This is a genomic window from Massilia alkalitolerans DSM 17462 (genome assembly GCF_000427785.1).
In the GTDB taxonomy this organism is placed as follows: domain Bacteria; phylum Pseudomonadota; class Gammaproteobacteria; order Burkholderiales; family Burkholderiaceae_D; genus Telluria; species Telluria alkalitolerans.
Map to the genome: position 1 here is coordinate 108,520 of NZ_ATYR01000014.1, position 16,830 is coordinate 125,349.

Annotated in this window: 16 protein-coding genes; 11 read left to right on the forward strand and 5 right to left on the reverse strand. The window is 67.1% G+C overall.

The genetic code is table 11. The features are described from left to right. The first annotated feature begins 40 nt into the window (after window positions 1-40). From YWC_RS29590 to crtB, 5 genes are read left to right on the forward strand one after another with little or no spacing between them, the layout of a single operon-like run. Window positions 41-1,042, forward strand: coding sequence for a polyprenyl synthetase family protein (locus YWC_RS29590; protein ID WP_084416454.1), 1,002 nt, complete (start codon window positions 41-43; stop codon window positions 1,040-1,042). 17 nt (window positions 1,043-1,059) lie between these two features. Then, window positions 1,060-2,367 (forward strand): glycosyltransferase, encoded by a 1,308-nt coding sequence (locus YWC_RS0115645; RefSeq protein WP_027866226.1) that lies wholly within the window; start codon window positions 1,060-1,062, stop codon window positions 2,365-2,367. Between the two features lie 4 nt (window positions 2,368-2,371). Further along, complete coding sequence (crtY, locus tag YWC_RS0115650) at window positions 2,372-3,541, forward strand: lycopene beta-cyclase CrtY (protein WP_229413121.1); 1,170 nt, start codon at window positions 2,372-2,374, stop codon at window positions 3,539-3,541. Further along, a complete protein-coding gene (locus YWC_RS29595; protein WP_051306493.1) occupies window positions 3,538-5,091 on the forward strand; it encodes a phytoene desaturase in 1,554 nt (517 codons plus the stop codon). The genes crtY and YWC_RS29595 overlap by 4 nt, the downstream gene beginning before the upstream one ends. Then, window positions 5,088-6,062 carry a 15-cis-phytoene synthase CrtB gene (gene crtB, locus YWC_RS0115660; RefSeq protein WP_027866228.1) on the forward strand — a complete coding sequence of 325 codons (975 nt, stop codon included), beginning with the start codon at window positions 5,088-5,090 and terminating at the stop codon, window positions 6,060-6,062. Before YWC_RS29595 ends, crtB begins: the two co-directional genes overlap by 4 nt. On the opposite strand, the gene YWC_RS32120 is transcribed toward crtB, so the two are convergent. Next, a complete protein-coding gene (locus tag YWC_RS32120) occupies window positions 5,965-6,594 on the reverse strand; it encodes a sterol desaturase family protein (protein ID WP_229413122.1) in 630 nt (209 codons plus the stop codon). The two genes, crtB and YWC_RS32120, sit on opposite strands and share 98 nt — an antisense overlap. Before the next feature lie 23 nt (window positions 6,595-6,617). Here YWC_RS32120 and YWC_RS0115670 point away from each other — a divergent pair, with 23 nt between their 5' ends. The 3 genes from YWC_RS0115670 (at window position 6,618) to nhaA (ending at window position 10,089) form a co-directional block, all read left to right on the forward strand. After that, complete coding sequence (locus YWC_RS0115670) at window positions 6,618-7,022, forward strand: DUF2141 domain-containing protein (protein ID WP_027866230.1); 405 nt, start codon at window positions 6,618-6,620, stop codon at window positions 7,020-7,022. Between the two features lie 190 nt (window positions 7,023-7,212). Next, complete coding sequence (locus YWC_RS0115675; protein ID WP_027866231.1) at window positions 7,213-8,685, forward strand: alanine/glycine:cation symporter family protein; 1,473 nt, start codon at window positions 7,213-7,215, stop codon at window positions 8,683-8,685. A 186-nt stretch (window positions 8,686-8,871) separates the two neighbouring features. Next, a complete protein-coding gene (nhaA, locus tag YWC_RS0115680; protein WP_027866232.1) occupies window positions 8,872-10,089 on the forward strand; it encodes a Na+/H+ antiporter NhaA in 1,218 nt (405 codons plus the stop codon). A gap of 13 nt (window positions 10,090-10,102) precedes the next feature. On the opposite strand, the gene YWC_RS29600 is transcribed toward nhaA, so the two are convergent. Then, window positions 10,103-10,612, reverse strand: a complete 510-nt coding sequence (locus YWC_RS29600; protein WP_036214544.1) for a hypothetical protein — start codon at window positions 10,610-10,612, stop codon at window positions 10,103-10,105. A gap of 186 nt (window positions 10,613-10,798) precedes the next feature. Then, a complete protein-coding gene (locus YWC_RS0115690) occupies window positions 10,799-12,013 on the reverse strand; it encodes a hypothetical protein (RefSeq protein WP_027866233.1) in 1,215 nt (404 codons plus the stop codon). A 200-nt stretch (window positions 12,014-12,213) separates the two neighbouring features. Between YWC_RS0115690 and YWC_RS0115695 the strand changes: the two genes are divergently transcribed. Then, window positions 12,214-12,765, forward strand: coding sequence for a hypothetical protein (locus tag YWC_RS0115695; RefSeq protein ID WP_051306494.1), 552 nt, complete (start codon window positions 12,214-12,216; stop codon window positions 12,763-12,765). Between the two features lie 11 nt (window positions 12,766-12,776). On the opposite strand, the gene YWC_RS0115700 is transcribed toward YWC_RS0115695, so the two are convergent. Both YWC_RS0115700 and YWC_RS0115705 read right to left on the reverse strand, forming a co-directional pair. Continuing rightward, window positions 12,777-13,436 (reverse strand): class I SAM-dependent methyltransferase, encoded by a 660-nt coding sequence (locus tag YWC_RS0115700; protein WP_027866235.1) that lies wholly within the window; start codon window positions 13,434-13,436, stop codon window positions 12,777-12,779. A 15-nt stretch (window positions 13,437-13,451) separates the two neighbouring features. Further along, on the reverse strand, window positions 13,452-14,390 hold the full coding sequence (locus YWC_RS0115705) for a CysB family HTH-type transcriptional regulator (protein ID WP_027866236.1): 939 nt from the start codon (window positions 14,388-14,390) through the stop codon (window positions 13,452-13,454). Window positions 14,391-14,569: 179 nt separating this feature from the next. Between YWC_RS0115705 and YWC_RS0115710 the strand changes: the two genes are divergently transcribed. Then, a complete protein-coding gene (locus tag YWC_RS0115710) occupies window positions 14,570-16,258 on the forward strand; it encodes a nitrite/sulfite reductase (protein WP_027866237.1) in 1,689 nt (562 codons plus the stop codon). Continuing rightward, entirely contained in the window at window positions 16,251-16,814 is a 564-nt protein-coding gene (locus YWC_RS0115715) for a DUF934 domain-containing protein (protein WP_027866238.1), read from the forward strand. Before YWC_RS0115710 ends, YWC_RS0115715 begins: the two co-directional genes overlap by 8 nt. Window positions 16,815-16,830: the final 16 nt, after the last annotated feature.

Sequence of the window (16,830 nt, forward strand, 5' to 3'; positions counted from 1 at the left end):
AAAGCACATGACACGAAAGTCACAGCGGTTCAACGGAGCCATGAACGCTTCCATCAACGGCTTCGCCCTGCCCCCAGGCGCCGAAGCGGATCCACACGGCTTGCTCGCGCTGCGCGAGCGCGTCGAAGAGCGCATGGCCTTCTTGCTGGCCGAGTCCGGCGACCAGGCCGACCTGCTGGGCGCGGCCATGCGCGCGGGCGCCCTGGGCGCGGGCAAGCGCATGCGTCCGCTGCTGGTGATGCTGGTGGCGCGCGACCTCGGCTGCAATTCGCCGGCGCTGGCCGACGTCGCCTGCGCCGTCGAAATGGTGCATGCGGCTTCGCTGGTGCTCGACGACCTGCCCTGCATGGACAATGCCCAGCTACGGCGCGGCAAGCCGGCCGTCCATGTCCAGTACGGTGAAGATGTCGCCATCCTGGCATCGGTCGCCTTGCTGAGCCGTGCCTTCGGCGTGCTGGCGGGCGCCGCCGACATCCCGCCGGTCACGCGTGCCCGCCTGGTCGCCAAACTCGCCGAGACCGTCGGCACCCAGGGACTGGTGCGCGGCCAGTTCCAGGACCTGCACGGCGGCGCGCGCACCCTCGACGCGATCGCCACCACCAATGAACTCAAGACCGGGGTGCTGCTCGGCGTCGCGGTCGACATGGCGGCCATCATCTGCCAGGCCGACGAGCGCGTGGCGGCCTCGCTGCGCGCCTTCGCGCTGGCGGCGGGCCATGCCTTCCAGATCCGCGACGACCTGATCGACCTGCCGGGCCAGGACCTGGCCCTCACCGGCAAGGAAAGCGGCAAGGACACCGGCAAGGACCTCGGCAAGGCCACCGTGCTGGCCTCGCTCGGCGTCGAGGAAACGCAGCGGCGCCTGGCCAGGCACCTGCACGAGGCGCAGCAGCATCTAGTGGCCGCCCTCGGCCCCAAAGCGGCAACCTGCCTGTTCGTCGACAGCCTGTTCGCAACGGGCCGTTCTCGCATGCATTTTGCCGCCGAGACTCCCGCGGCCGGCGCCGATGCCGCGCGCAGCCGCGAAGCTGTGGTGAACTGAAAGACGGAAGACATCCCATGGCGCACTTCGGGGTCGTCGCACCCGCGTTCTACAGCCATTTCAGCGCCCTGGGCGCGCTCGCCGGCGAGCTGGTGCAACGTGGCCACCGCGTCACCTTCGTGCACCGCCCGGATGCGCGCGCCTACGTCGCCGATCCGCGCATCGGCTTCCATGCGGTGGGCGCTGCCACCCATCCTCCCGGCTCGCTGGACGCCGTGCTGCGCCGCGCCGCCAACCCGGGCAGTCCGCTCGGCCTGCGCCGCGTCATCCTCGACATGGCGGGCAGCACCGACATGCTGTGCCGCGAACTGCCGCGCGCCGTCGACGCGCTCGGGATCGACGCCGTCATCGCCGACCAGATGGAAGCGGCCGGCGCACTGGTGGCCGAGGGACTCGGCCTGCCCTTCGTCTCGGTGGCCTGCGCGCTGCCGGTCAACCGCGAGCCCGGCATCCCGCTGCCCGTCATGCCCTTCGACTATGCCGAGGACGAGCGCGCCCGCGCCATCTACGAGGGCAGCACCCGCGTCTACGACTGGATGATGAACCCGCACCGCCGCAGCATCGAAGCCAATGCGCGCCGCCTCGGCCTGCTGGCCCGCGATGCGCTGCACGACTGCCTGTCGCCCCTGGCCCAGGTCAGCCAGACGGTGGCCGCCTTCGACTTCCCGCGCCGCGCCTTGCCGCCGCACTTCCACCATGTCGGGCCGCTGCGCCCCACCGGCGCGCATGGCGGCGGCACGAAGCGGCACTTCATGCCCGCGATCGCGGCCGGCAAGCCCTTCGTATTCGCCTCGCTCGGCACCATGCAGGGCGGACGCCTGGCGCTGTTCAAGCGTATTGCGCGGGCCTGCCGCGCGCTCGACGCGCAGCTGCTGGTCGCCCACTGCGGCGGCCTCGATACGCATCAGGAGCGCGCCCTGGAGGCGGCCGGCGCGACCTGGGTCTGCGGCTTCGCCGACCAGCAGGCGGTCCTCGAGCGCGCCGACGCCGTGGTCTCGCACGCGGGTTCGAACACCATCATGGACGCGATCGCCGCACGCACCCCGATCCTGGCCCTGCCGATCGCCTTCGACCAACCCGGCACGGCGGCGCGCATCGTCCACGCGGGCATCGGCCTGAAAGCCTCGGCGCGCCTGACCGGCAGCGCCCAGCTGGCGCGCCTGCTGCGCCGCCTGCTCGACGAGGACGGCTTCCGCACGCGCCTGGACGCAATGGCCGACAGCGTGGCCAGTGCCGGCGGTACGCTGCGCGCGGCCGACATCATCGAGGCCGCGCTGCAGGGTGCGCGCCGGCCGCTTGCCATGGATGCGGCTACCCTTGGATAAGTCCATGCCCGACTACGACCTGGTGCTGGCCGGCGGCGGACTCGCCAACGGCCTGCTGGCCTGGCGCCTGCGCAGCCTGCGCCCGGCGCTGCGCATCCTGCTGCTGGAAAGCGGCGAGCACATCGGCGGCAACCACACCTGGTCCTTCCACGATAGCGACCTGAGCCCGGCCCAGCGCGCCTGGATCGCCCCGCTCGTCACCCAGCGCTGGCCGCGCTACGACGTCGCCTTCCCCGAACTGGCGCGCACGCTCGAAGGCGGCTACGCCAGCATCGCTTCCAGCGATTTCGCGCGCGTCATCGAGCCGGCGCTGGGCGCCGCCCTGCTCACCCGCGTGCGTATCGCGTCGCTCACGCCGACCAGCGTGCGCCTGGCGGACGGCCAGACCATCCACGCGCGCGCCGTCATCGACGGGCGCGGCATGCGCCCCAGCGGCCATCTCTCGCTGGGCTACCAGACCTTCCTGGGCCAGGAGCTGCGCCTGGCCGCGCCGCATGGCCTGGACCATCCGGTCATCATGGATGCGGCGGTCGAACAGCAGGGCGGCTACCGTTTCGTCTACCTGCTGCCCTTCGGGCCGGACCGGCTGCTGGTCGAGGACACCCACTACGTCGACAGCGCCGCCTGGCAGCCCGAGCGGCTGCGCGCCAACATCGCGGCCTACGTGGCCGCGCGCGGCTGGCGGGTGCTTGAGGTGCTGCGCGAGGAACACGGCTCGCTGCCGATCGTGCTGGCCGGCGACTTCGACGCCTTCTGGGACGAGCTGGCAGGACAGCCCAGCAGCGGCCTGCGCGCCGGCCTGTTCCACCCGACCACCGGCTATTCGCTGCCGCACGCGGTGCGCCTGGCCGAACACATCGCGGCCTTGGGCGCGTTCGAGGCGCCGCAGCTGTTTGCGGCAATCCGCATGGAAGCGCGGCGCGCATGGCAGGATCAACGCTTCTTCCGCCTGCTCAACCGCATGCTCTTCCTCGCCGGCCGCCCGGAACAGCGCTGGCGCGTGATGCAGCGCTTCTACCGCCTGCCGGCGCCGCTCATCGCACGTTTCTATGCGGGCCGGCCGCGCCTGGCCGACAAGGCGCGGGTCCTCAGCGGCAAACCGCCGGTGCCGGTGGCGCAAGCCCTGGCGGCGGCATGCAAGATTCACCCCGACCAGATCAGGAAACCCGCATGACTCAGTTCACAAGTGATCGCATCGAACAAGGAAAACAGGCCGTGGTGATCGGCGCCGGCTTCGGCGGCCTCGCGCTCGCCATCCGGCTGCAGGCCAGCGGCATGCAGGTCACGCTGCTGGAAAAGCGCGACAAGCCGGGCGGCCGCGCCTATGTCTACGAGGACGAAGGCTTCGTGTTCGACGCCGGGCCGACCGTGATCACCGATCCTTCCTGCATCGAGGAGCTGTTCACGCTGGCCGGCAAGCGCCTGTCGGACTACGTCGAGCTGCTGCCGGTGACGCCCTTCTACCGCCTGTGCTGGGAAGACGGCAGCCACTTCGACTACGCCAACGACCAGGAGGCGCTCGACCGCCAGATCCACGCGCGCAACCCGCAGGACGTGGAAGGCTACCGCCGCTTCCTGGCCTATTCGAAGGCCGTGTTCGACGAGGGCTACCTGAAGCTCGGCGCCGTGCCCTTCCTGTCCTTCCGCGACATGATCGCGGCCGGCCCGCAGCTGGCGCGCCTGCAGGCCTGGCGCAGCGTGTATAGCCTGGTGGCGAAATTCATCCAGGACGAGCAGCTGCGCCAGGCCTTTTCCTTCCACTCGCTGCTGGTGGGCGGCAACCCGTTCGCCACCAGTTCGATCTACACGCTGATCCACGCATTGGAACGGCAATGGGGCGTGTGGTTCCCGCGCGGCGGCACCGGCGCCCTGGTGCGCGGCATGGTCAAGCTGTTCCAGGACATCGGCGGTCGCATCGAGCTGAACGCGCCGGTGGCGCAGATCGAAGCGTCCGGCAACCGGGTGACCGGGGTGCGGGTCGAAGACGGCCGCCTGTTCGGCGCCGACGCGGTGGCCTCGAACGCCGACGTGGTGCACACCTATGCCAGGCTGCTCGGCCAGCACCCGCGCGGCAAGGCCGAAGGCGCGGCGCTGCAGAAGAAACGCTTCAGCAATTCGCTGTTCGTGCTCTACTTCGGCTTGGACAAGCACCACGAGCAGCTGCAGCACCACACGGTCTGCTTCGGTCCGCGCTACCGCGAGCTGATCAAGGACATTTTCCGGGGACAGGAACTGGCCGAGGATTTCTCGCTCTACCTGCACGCGCCCTGCGTCACCGACCCGTCGCTGGCCCCGCCCGGCTGTGGCAGCCACTACGTGCTGGCGCCGGTGCCGCACCTGGGTAACGCCCCGATCGACTGGTCAGTCGAGGGCCCGCGCTACCGCGACCGCATCTTCGACTACCTCGAGCAGCGCTACATGCCGGGCCTGCGCAGCCAGCTCGTCACCAGCCGCTTCTTCACTCCGATCGACTTCCGCGACCAGCTCAATGCCCACCTGGGCTCGGCCTTCTCGCTCGAGCCAATCCTGACCCAGAGCGCCTGGTTCCGTCCGCACAACCGCGACAGTGAACTCTCCAACCTCTACCTGGTGGGCGCCGGCACCCATCCGGGCGCCGGCGTGCCGGGCGTGATCGGCTCGGCCAAGGCGACCGCCGGCCTGATGCTCGGCGAAGCCGCGCAATCCCCGGTCGCCGCGCCGCGCGTGCAGGAGCTGCGCGCATGAGCGAAGCGCTGATGGACCACGCCACCCGCACCATCGAGGTCGGGTCCAAGAGTTTTGCCGCCGCGGCGCGCCTGTTCGACCCGGCGACGCGGCGCAGCGTGCTGATGCTGTACGCCTGGTGCCGCCATTGCGACGACGTCGTCGACGGCCAGGAACTCGGCTTTAACCTGCCGGGGGGAGCACCGCATGATGCCGGCGCCAAGCTGGCCGTGCTGGAAGACCAGACCCGCCGCGCCTACGCCGGCGATGCGATGCGCGACCCGGCCTTTGCCGCCTTCCAGGAAGTGGCGCTGCGCCACCGTATCGACCCGCGCTTCGCGCTCGACCACCTGGCCGGCTTCGCGATGGACGTCCAGGAGACGCATTACGAAACCATCGAGGACACCCTGCGCTACTGCTACCACGTGGCCGGGGTGGTCGGCCTGATGATGGCCTCGATCATGGGCGCGCACGAGCCGCGCGTGCTGGACCGCGCCTGCGATCTGGGCCTCGCCTTCCAGCTGACGAATATTGCGCGCGACATCGTCGAGGACGCCCGCATGGGGCGCTGCTACCTGCCGGCGCAGTGGCTGCGCGAAGCCGGCATCCCGCCCCACGAGCTGGCCGATCCGCGCTACCGCGCGCAGCTGGCCAAGGTGGCAGCGCGCTTGGTGGACCACGCCGAACCCTACTACGAGTCGGCCGGCGCGGGCATCGCCGCCCTGCCGCTGCGCTCGGCCTGGGCCATCGCCAGCGCGCGCAATGTCTACCGGCAGATCGGCATCGTGGTGAAACGGCGCGGCGCGCATGCCTGGGACGCGCGCGCCGGCACGGGCAAGGCGGCCAAGCTGTGGCTGCTGGCCAAGGGCGCGGCAAGCGCCCTTGGCTCGCGCTTCAGTGGTCCTGCGGCGCGGCCGCGCGATCCGGCGCTGTGGCAGCGTCCTGGCGCCGCGGTGGACGTCCCCCGTGCTGTGCATGCAAAGCCTGCTTGAGCTTGTGGACCGGGGGCGCGTACAGGAAGCCGAAGGAGACGGCGCCGTCCTTGCCCTCGACCGCATGGTGCATGCGGTGGGCCTGGTACAGGCGCTTGAGGTAGCCGCGTCTAGGCGTGTAGCGGAACGGCCAGCGCTGGTGCACCAGGCCGTCGTGGGCGACGAAGTACAGGGCGCCGTAGGCGGTCATGCCGGCGCCGATCCACTGCAGCGGCCAGGCGCCTTCGGTGCCGTACCAGATCAGGGCGATCGCCACGCCCGCGAACACCACGGCGTACAGGTCGTTCTTCTCGAACCACCCGCTGCGCGGCTCGTGGTGCGAGCGGTGCCAGCCCCAGCCGAAGCCATGCATCACGTACTTGTGCGCGACGATGGAAAACACTTCCATCAGCACGATGGTGAGCACGACGATGAAGGCGTTGAGCAGCATGGTGAACAAACACGATAAACGGAATACGTCGAGCCTACCACAGGCGCCGCGCCGCACAAGTGCCGCACGCACCGCGCCGCGGTTCAGCGACGGTACAAGCATTCTTCATCAATGAAAGGACACCCATGCGTCATGTACTGCTTTCCTGCGCCCTGCTGCTGGCGCTGCCCGCATCCGCCGCCACGGTCGAAGTGCGGGTGACCAAGGTCGCCGGCGGCAAGGGCAAGGTCAACGTCGCCGTGTGCGACCGCGAGCGCTTCCTCAAGCAGTGCGCCTACAGCGCCTCGGTGCCGGCGGTGGCCGGCGAGACCGTCGTCAGCTTCAAGGATATCCCGCCCGGCACCTGGGCCGTGCTGGCCTACCAGGACGAGAACGGGAACAACCAGCTCGACCGCAACTTCATCGGCATCCCCACCGAGAACTACGGCTTCAGCCGCGACGCCGCCGGCCGCTTCGGCCCGCCGGGCTTCGACGACGCCGCCATCGACGTGCGCGAAGGGACCACGGTGGCGCCCATCGAGCTGCACTGACGCACCTAAAACGTGCTGCCGCGCCCCTTCCTGATGCATGTCGGGCGAGTCCAAAAATAACGATAGGAATCGGTTAACTCTTCATGTATCTTTGCTACCCACGAGAGGCCGGGCAGCGTTTCCGGCCGTGTCCATCATACGAAAGCGGGCCCACAAAGTCCGCATCTCCTTTCCACGGGGAAACAAACAAATGAACGAGTTGGTCAACACCCTGAACGAATACGTCTGGAGCACGGCGCTGATCGCGCTGTGCTTGGGCGCCGGCCTGTATTTCTCGGTCCGGTCCCGCTTCCTCCAGTTGCGCCATGTGCGCGAAATGACGCGCCTGATGATGGAAGGAAAAAGCTCCGACCAAGGCGTCTCATCCTTCCAGGCGCTCACCATGACGCTGGCCGGCCGCGTGGGCACCGGCAACATCGCCGGCGTCGCCACCGCCATTACCTTCGGCGGTCCGGGCGCGGTGTTCTGGATGTGGATGGTGGCCTTCCTCGGCGCCAGCTCGGCCTTCGTCGAATCGACCCTCGGCCAGGTCTACAAGGAGTCGATCAACAAGCAATATCGCGGCGGCCCCGCCTTCTACATCGAGAAGGGCCTGGGCGTGAAATGGTACGCCCTGCTGTTCGCATTCGTGACCATCCTCGCCACCGGCGTGCTGCTGCCGGGCGTGCAGGCCAATTCGATCGCCGAAAGCCTGAAGACCGCCGCCGGCGTCGATACCACCGTGACCGGCGCCGTGCTGGCGATCGCGCTGGCCTTCATCATCTTCGGCGGCGTCAAGCGCATCGCGACCTTCGCCGAATACGTGGTGCCCTTCATGGCGCTCGGCTACATCGTGGTGGCCTGCATCATCGTCGCCCTGCACATCGACCAGCTGCCAAACGTACTGGGCCTGATCTTCCGCTCGGCCTTCGCCATGGACGCCGCCTTCGGCGCCATCATCGGCATGGCGATCCAGTGGGGCGTCAAGCGCGGCGTGTATTCGAACGAAGCCGGCCAGGGCACCGGCCCGCACGCCTCCTCGGCGGCGGAAGTGAGCCACCCGGCCAAGCAAGGCCTGGTGCAGGGCTTCTCGGTCTACGTCGACACCCTGTTCGTGTGCTCGGCCACCGCTTTCATGCTCCTGATTACCGGCCAGTACAACGTGCAGGCGCCGGACGGCAGCCCGATGTTCACCGGCGTGCAGGGTGTGGCGGCCGGCCCGGGCTACGTCCAGACAGCGCTGGAAAACATCATGCCGGGCTTTGGTGCGTTGTTCGTCGCCATCGCCCTGCTGTTCTTCGCCTTCACGACGATCGTGGCCTACTACTACATCGCCGAGACCAATATCGCCTACATCAACCGCGCCACCAACCGTCCCTGGATGGCCTTCGTGCTGAAGCTGTGCATCATCGCCGCGACCTTCTACGGCACCATCCGCACGGCCGACGCGGCCTGGGCGCTGGGCGACCTGGGCGTGGGCCTGATGGCCTGGCTGAACATCATCGCCATCCTCCTGATGCGCAACGTGGCCTTCAAGTGCCTGCGCGACTACGAGGCGCAGAAGGCGCAGGGCAAGGACCCGGTCTTCGATCCTGTGGCGCTGGGCATCAAGAACGCCGACTACTGGGTGCAGCGCAACAGCCAGGCGGCAGCGCAGGACAAGGCCGCCGAAACCGTCCGCTAAGCGCAGCAGACCACGCCCGGTAGCCCGGGCGTGGTATCATGGTCGCGGGTGATCGTGCCGGGCAAGGCACGACAGGATGCGCGATGGTCGGGCCGCCACGCGGTTCATACGCGACCATCCCATGCACAGCATCCATTCCATCTTCATTCCCACGTTCGTTTCCCGTCATGCCTCCATGGAGGCCGCATGATCCGCATCGAACGCCCCCTCTCGCTGAGCTTCAAGGAATTTTTCGAGTCGAGCAAGGCCGGCGGCATCGTCCTGATCCTGTGCACGATCGTCTCGCTGTCGATCGCCAACTCCACGCTCGGTCCCGCCTGGCTCGGCTTCTGGCACCAGTACGTCGCCGGCCTGAGCATCGAGCATTGGGTCAACGACGCCCTGATGGCGATCTTCTTCCTGCTGATCGGCCTCGAGCTCAAGCGCGAACTGGTCAACGGCGAATTGTCCGACCTGAGGAACGCCATGCTGCCGATGCTGGCCGCGGCGGGCGGCATCGCGGTGCCGGCCCTGATCCACTTCGGCCTGAACGGCGGCACGCCTACCCAGGCCGGCGTCGGCATCCCGATGGCCACCGACATCGCCTTTGCGCTCGGCGTGCTGGCCCTGCTGGGCAACCGGGTGCCGGCCTCGCTCAAGATCTTCCTCACGGCCCTGGCCGTGATGGACGACCTGGGGGCGATCATCGTCATCGCCCTGTTCTATACCGCCGAGCTGTCCTTCCTCTACCTGCTGGGGGCGCTGGCCGTGTTCGCCGGCCTGCTGGCGCTGAACCGCGTGCTGCGCGTGATGGCGCTGCTGCCCTACCTGGTCGGCGGCGCGCTGATGTGGTTCCTGATGCTCAAGTCCGGCGTGCACGCGACCATCGCGGGTGTGCTGCTGGCCTTCACGATTCCGTATTCAAGCAGGGAAGACGATGCGGAGTCGCCCTCGCACCGGCTGGAACACATCCTGCACAAGCCGGTGACCTTCCTGATCCTGCCGGTCTTCGCGCTGGCCAATACCGGCATCATCATCGGCGCCGGCTGGGAAACCGAACTCCTCAGCAGCAACAGCCTCGGCATCATCGCCGGCCTGGTGGCCGGCAAGCCGGTCGGCATCTTCCTGTTCAGTTTTGCGGCGGTCGCGCTCGGACTGTGCCGGCTGCCGCTGGACCTGGCCTGGCGCCACATCCTGGGCGCCGGCCTGCTGGGCGGGATCGGCTTCACGATGTCGATCTTCATCACCAACCTGGCCTTCGTCGGCGCGGGCGACACTATCAATGCTTCCAAGATGGCGATCCTGGTCGCTTCACTGGTAGCCGGCATCGCCGGCTTCACCTGGCTCAAGCTGCTGGGCGGCCCGCTCGCGTCGGACCGCGATACCGACACGCTGGACTTCGAGGCGGACGAGGCGCCCCGCTGAAGGGCGGCGCCGCTCAGCGGGCGTAGGCGCGCTGCAGCGGCGTGCGCCCATGCTCGTGCTGTCCGCGGGTCGACAAGGCCACGATGGCGCTGCCGGCGGCGACGATCAGTGCGTCTTCGATCAGGCCGCTGCGGGTCTGGCCGATCCGTGCCATGGCCTGCTTGCGGCCAGCCAGCGTCAGGTAGGCAAGCGGCACGGCGGTGGCTACCGCGACCGCCGCGCCGGCCTTTTCCCGGCCCTTGGGCGCGAGCGCGGCGCCGGCGATGCCGGCGCTCATGACCCGCGCCAGCAGGCCCAGGAACACGGTGCGGTCGGGCGCGGTTTTCATCTTGTCGCCGATCAGTTCACCCGCCCCCATTGCCAGTGCGCCGTACTTGAACAGCGGGCGGTCGAGCAGGAACAGCTCGCCCGGGGTGTCGCGCTTGGCCATGCGGGCGGTGGCGATCGTGGCCATCGGGGTCATCGAGCGGGCGCTGGCGACGGCGCCGATCAGTACGGAGGAAAGCAGGCTGCGAAAATTCATGGTGACGGACTCCTGTGCAAGTGAAGGTCGACGGAGGCGCCGCGCCAGGCGCGCCGGCGCATGTTGCAGCAGCCTCTGCCGTTTGATGGTCACTCAACTGTAGTCAATCTTGCAAGATAGCGTCGCCGGCCTGGTTCGGACCGGGCGCCGCCCGAGCAGACGAACATGTGATCCGGACGCGCCCAGTCAGTCGCGCGCCGCATCGAGCAGCGCCATGAGGGCGGCCTTGTTGCCTTCCCGTGGCCAGCCTCCGGTCAGCCGACCGACCGGCACACCGTTCTTCAGCACGAAGAATTCCGGCACGCCGGTCGGAATGACGCCCTTCCACTCCTCGATATTGGAGGTTGCGCGCATGGGAATGGCTGGATTGGCGGCATTCCATGCCGCTATGTAGTTCAGGGGAATGCTGCTCGATGGGTGGGTGAGCAGCAAGAGGTTCGACTGGCGCAGGCGGGACTGCAGTTCCCCATCCTCGCGCAGCGCCTCAAGCGCCATGGCCGAAAACTGGCACCCTTCCTGTACCACCATCACCACCTGGATACCGGTGGGCGCCGGCGCCGCTTCGCGCGTCAGGGTATTGCTGGCGCTGTCGTAGCGATAGAGGCTGCGGCCTTTGAACGCCGTTCCAAGCGGATCGGCCACGACGGGAATGGTCCGGCCTGCCAATGCCGGGCGGGCGGATGCGAACACCCGGGCTTCCTCGAAGCGGCGTGATGCCATCAGCGCTTTGAACATGCGTGTGTCGATCCAGCGCTGCGTCGACACGCCGCGCGACACCAGCTCGCGATGCACGTCGATCTGGTCCTGCAGCGCGCTGCCCGGATGGTAGAAGTTCATGATGTTCGCCGCCTCGAACAGCGGCAGCAGATCGCCCAGCGGCTGCCGCCGCAACGAGGCAGGGTCGATCCGGTCGCCGAACAGGCGGGTGTAGTGGGCCAACAATGCAGCGGAACCGGTCGGCGTCGTGCCCCCGGCCTCCGGCCGGCGCTGCTCGGCATCCTCCTGGGAAAGCCGGTCGAAGCGCTCCAGCTTCTCGTCGATATCGGAAGACGGTTCGGGAAGACGGATCGCTCGACCGCTCAGGTCTTGCGTCAACATCGGCAGCAAGACCTGGCTGTCGAAGAAAGCCAGCAACGCGGCGATCTGGGGCGCATCGAGTTCACGCTCGACGATCCCGACATTCAGGCCGGCGAAGCGTCCGTCTTCGGTCCAACGGATCGAACGCAGCAGGGTTCGCCTTCCGTAGGGGGTGAACGCATCGAGCGGCGTCGGCTTCCCGGAGGCCAGCACCGTCTTGAGCTGCTCTTCGGTGCGCACGACATGCGCGTCGCTGGCCTGGACCGGCACCGTCCAGCAGGCAAGACACAGCAGCAGTGCATTGCGGGAAATCCGACGAGCCATGCTTTCTCCTCCGACTGATCTGCGATCGACCGAGTATATCGATGGCCACGCCAAATCTGACGCTTCCGCGGGCCACGCTGGTCCTTTTATGTCGGGCGGGTAGACCTGTGCGGCCCCGGCAACATTTGCTTACAGATGAGCAACCGCGCTTAACGCTCAGGCAACAGAGAATGGCTTTCCCTTCCCTTCCCCATGCATCCATGAAGCTCACTACCTTCGCCCTCGCCGCCGCCTTCCTGTGCACCCAGCCGCTGGCCTACGCGGTCCCCGTCACCGACTGGCGCGCCGACAACCTGCTCATGCAGGCGCCGGACATCAGGAAGGAACTCGGCCTGACCGACAACCAGAACCTGCTGTGGGAACAGAGCATGCGCAAGACGCGCGCCATCCTGCGGCTGCGCAAGGAAAGGCGCGACGAACTCGATGCCGCCGCCAAGAAGCTCGCCAACGAGCCGTCCGCCGAACTGCGCGGCCTGGCCGGCGCGCTCGCCGACGATGCAGCCATGATCCACGACGAGGACAAGGAGCTGCGCGAAATCTGGTTCACGATGAACGATGCGCTCGACGAGCGTCAACGAGGCCTGGTGCAGGCGCGCTTCAGGAGCATCCTGGAGCGCCAGCCGCCGGGACCGGGCGCTGGCGAAGGCCGCAGGGAAGGTGGCGGCAAGCCGGAGGGCGGCCGCGGCGGCCGCGGGCCGGGCGGCACGCCTGGCGGCGGCAACATGAGTATCGGAATGGGCCGCGGTTTTTAACCCAGCCGGGTTTACTTCAAGCGGCAGGTCAGCGCCCAGCAGCTGTCCCAGCGGCCGATCTTGATCTCGCGCACCGCCGTGCCGAGGCGCTTGCGCAGCGCGCTGTCGGTCGGATAGTTCTTGGGCAGCTCGTGGCGCTTGCCTTCGGCGTCGACGAACTGGGCCCAGGTATTGCCCTGGGCGTCGGTGCGCGCGACCGTCGGGCTGGCGCCTTCGACGTACTCGTCGTCGATCAGCACCAGCAGCGCATTCGAGCCGATGCGGGCGCGCAGGCCGGCGATGAAGGCGTCCTGCTCTTCCCTCTTGAAATGCGACCACAGGAAGCCGGCGAATACCGCCGTGAACTTGCCGAGGTCGGTCGGCAGGTTCAGGGCATCGGCCACCCGGTACTGCACGTTCTCCAGCCCTTCCCCGTGCTCGCGCGCCACGTTCAGCATCGCTTCGCTGATGTCGGTGGCCAGCACCGATTGCGCCGTTTCGGCAATCACGTCGGTGAAGTAGCCGGTGCCGCAGCCGAGTTCCAGCACGGTGTGGCCGCGCAACAGCTCGCCGACCTGCTCGGCGACGTCGTCGAGGTCGTCCTGGCGGTCTTCGTCGCTCTCGTCGTGGAACTGGGCGTCGTAGTGGTCCGCGATCGCGGTATAGAAGTCGGCGACTGGGTTGGTGCTCATGGTGTTTCCTTGTAATTACAGTTCGTAGTTCTCGCCGCCGCGCATGGCGGACTCGACCATCTTGCGGTTGAGGGTCGGGGCGAGCAGTTCGATGAAGGTATAGATATAGCTGCGCAGGTAGGCGCCCTGCTTGATCGCCACGCGCGAGGTGTTCATGCCGAACAGGTGGCCGACGGGGATCGCGCGCAGGTTGCGGTCGCGTTCGGGGTCGAAGGCCATGCCGGCGATGATGCCCACGCCCATGCCCAGCTCGACGTAGGTCTTGATGACGTCGGCGTCGATCGCTTCCAGCAGCACGTCCGGCTTCAGGTTGCGCAGGCCGAAGGCGTGGTCGATCTTGCTGCGGCCGGCAAAGGCGGCGTCATACGTGATGACCGGGTAACCGGCGATTTCCTCCAGCGACACCGCCTTCGAGCGCAGCAGCGGATGTTCGTGCGGCACCACCAGCACGTGCTCCCACTGGTAGCACGGCAGCGTGATCAGGCCGTCGATGGCGGCGATCGACTCGGTGGCGATGGCCAGGTCGGCCTGGTCGTTCTTGACCATGTCGGCGATCTGCTTCGGATTTCCTTGCAATAAAGACAAGCGCACCTTGGGATACTTCTGCATGAAGCCCTGCACCACCTTGGGCAGCATGTAGCGCGCCTGGGTGTGGGTGGTGGCGATGGTGAAGCTGCCGCTGTCGTGGGCCGCGTATTCCTTGCCGATGCGCTTGAGGCTGTCGATCTCCTGCATGATCAGCTCGACCGACTGCAGGACCAGCCGGCCCGGCTCGGTCAGCCCGCGGATACGCTTGCCGTGGCGGGTAAAGATGTCGACGCCGAGCTCTTCCTCAAGCTCGATGATCGCTTTCGACACCCCCGGCTGGGAGGTGAACAGCGCCTTGGCCGCATCGGTCAGGTTGTAGTTCTGGCGCACGGCTTCGCGCACGAAGCGCAGCTGGTGAAGGTTCATGAAATGTGATGGGTTCTTGTGATTGTGTCAGCAGATGACATTTTAAGATGCTTATTCAAGTTACGCATATAAGCAAATGAATTCTCCGTAGTTTGGAATATAAGCAGCGGTCCGTACACTTGGGCTTACATTTAACGGGTGGACAATGTTTGCAAGGTCTGCCCTCACTGGACGAGACCATGTACCGCTACGACCACTACGACCATCTCATCGTGCGCGAACGCATCGCGCAGTACCGCAGCCAGGTGGAACGCCGCCTCTCCGATGAGTTGACCGAAGAAGAATTCATCCCGCTGCGCCTCCAGAACGGCCTGTACATGCAGCGCCACGCCTACATGCTGCGCGTGGCCGTGCCTTACGGCCTGTTGTCCTCGGCACAGATACGCATGTTCGCCCATATTGCTCGTAAGTACGACCGTGGTTACGGCCATTTCACTACCCGCCAGAACATCCAGTACAACTGGATTGAGCTGGAGCAAACTCCGAACATCCTGGAAGACCTGGCCTCGGTCGAGATGCACGCCATCCAGACCTCAGGCAATTGCATCCGCAACATCACCACCGACGAATTTGCCGGTGTCGCGGCCGACGAGATCATCGATCCGCGCCCCTTCGCCGAGATCCTGCGCCAGTGGAGCACCTTCCACCCCGAGTTCATCGCCCTGCCGCGCAAGTTCAAGGTGGCGATCAACGGCGCCGTCGAAGACCGCGCCGCGATCGCCATCCACGACATCGGCCTCACGCTCGTGAAGAACGATGCGGGCGAAGTCGGCTTCAAGTTCATGGCCGGCGGCGGCATGGGCCGTACCCCGATCCTGGGCTCGGTCATCCGCGACTTCCTGCCTTGGCAGCACCTGCTGACCTATACCGAAGCCGTGATGCGCGTGTACAACCAACACGGCCGCCGCGACAACAAGTACAAGGCCCGCATCAAGATCCTGCTGAAGGCCCTTGGCGTCGAGGAATTCACCCGCCAGGTCGAAGCCGAATGGGCTGACCTGAAGGACGGTCCGGAAACCCTGACCCAGGACGAATTCGACCGCGTCGCCCAGTGGTTCCAGCCGCACGCCTACGCCACGCTTGAAGACACCGATCCGACCGCCCAGCATCCGGACAACCGCGCCTTTGCCAACTGGCTCAACCGCAACGTCAAGCCGCACAAGGTGCCGGGCTACGCCGCCGTGGTGCTGTCGCTCAAGAAAACCGGCGTGCCGCCGGGCGACGCGACCGCCGAGCAGATGGACTTCGTGGCCGACCTGGCCGACAAGTACAGCTTCGGCGAACTGCGCGTGACCCACGAGCAGAACCTGGTGCTGGCCGACGTCGAACAGAGCAAGCTGTTTGAGCTGTGGCAGCTGGCCAAGGCCAAGGGCCTGGCGACGCCGAACATCGGCCTGCTGACCGACATCATCGCCTGCCCGGGCGGCGACTTCTGCTCGCTGGCGAATGCCAAGTCGATCCCGATCGCGGCGGCGATTGCAGAGCGTTTCGACAACCTCGACTTCCAGCACGACATCGGCGACATCGAACTGAACATCTCGGGCTGCATCAACGCCTGCGGCCACCACCACGTGGGCGCCATCGGCATCCTCGGCGTCGACAAGGACGGCAGCGAGTGGTACCAGGTGTCGATCGGCGGCTCGCAGGGCAATAATTCGGCGATCGGCAAGATCATCGGCCCGTCCTTCTCGGCGCTGCAGATGCCGGAAGTGGTCGGCCGCCTGCTGGAAGTCTATGTGCGCGAGCGCTATGAAGGCGAACGTTTCGTCGACACCGTGCAGCGCCTCGGCATCGCGCCGTTCAAGGAACATGTCTATGCCACGCCGATCGCGGCGGGCGAACTGGTTGGGGAAGACCACTATGCCTAATTTCGTCCTGCACAAGCAGATCATCAAACACCGCGAAGTGGTCGAGGACGACTGGAGCGTGCTGCGCCTGCTAGAGGGCGAAACGCCGGAATCCGTCGAAGTCCCACAAGGCAAGTTCATCGTGCCGCTGGGCGTGTGGCAGGCGCAGCGCGCCGCGCTGTCCGGCCGCAGCGAGATCGGCGTCTGGCTGGCGCCGGACGAGGGGGCCGCCGCCATCAAGGACGACCTGTCGCGCTTTGGCGTGATCGCCGTGGATTTCCCGAAGTTCTCGGACGGCCGTGGCTACTCGACCGCCTTCAACCTGCGCAAGCGCCTCGGCTACAACGGCGAGCTGCGCGCGATCGGCGACGTGTTGCGCGACCAGCTGTGGCCCCTGTCGCGCGTCGGCTTCGATGCCTTCGCCACCCGCCAGGACCGCAGCATCCACGACGCGCTCAAGGGCCTGACCGTGTTTTCGGAAACCTACCAGGCCTCGGTCGACCAGCCGCTGCCGCTGTTCCGCCGTGCGCCGCGCGGCACGCCGCCGGAACTGACCGACGTCGGCGCCGGCATCTAAGGAAGCATTCAAGGAA